At 51.9% G+C, this 416-nt stretch carries 1 protein-coding gene; it reads right to left on the reverse strand.

Going from position 1 to position 416, the window contains the following annotated elements; translation table 11 throughout:
- The coding region (locus ACTHSX_RS10505; RefSeq protein WP_440379666.1) for a transposase at nucleotides 1–416 on the reverse strand (416 nt) is incomplete at both ends.

Consider the following 416-nt stretch of genomic DNA (forward strand, 5'->3'; position numbering starts at 1 on the left):
AAAGGCGACAGGTGTTTGCACTCATGGGCATTGGCGGGGGTAATGTGCAGTTTCTCGATATAGCCTTCCGCATCGGTGCGGGTATGTTGTTTGTACCCGAGTTTGTAGAGGCCATTTTTCTTTATCCAACGGGCATCGCTGTCTTTACTCGGTGTGGTTTGGCCGCTGACTTGTCCTTCCTCATCGACTTCTATGTCCTGGCGCTGTTTGCTGCCGGCGGTCTGGATAATGGTGGCGTCAATGACGGCGGCGGATGCTTTCTCTACTTTTAAGCCTTTTTCGGTCAGTTGGCGGTTGATCAGTTCCAATAATTCGGACAGGGTGTCGTCTTGCGCCAGCCAGTTGCGGTAGCGGCATAAGGTGCTGTAATCGGGGATGCTCAGTTCGTCAAAACGGCAAAACAGGTTGAAATCGAT

Origin of the sequence: Neisseria sp. P0014.S002 (assembly GCF_051958295.1) — a bacterium.
In the GTDB taxonomy this organism is placed as follows: domain Bacteria; phylum Pseudomonadota; class Gammaproteobacteria; order Burkholderiales; family Neisseriaceae; genus Neisseria; species Neisseria flavescens_B.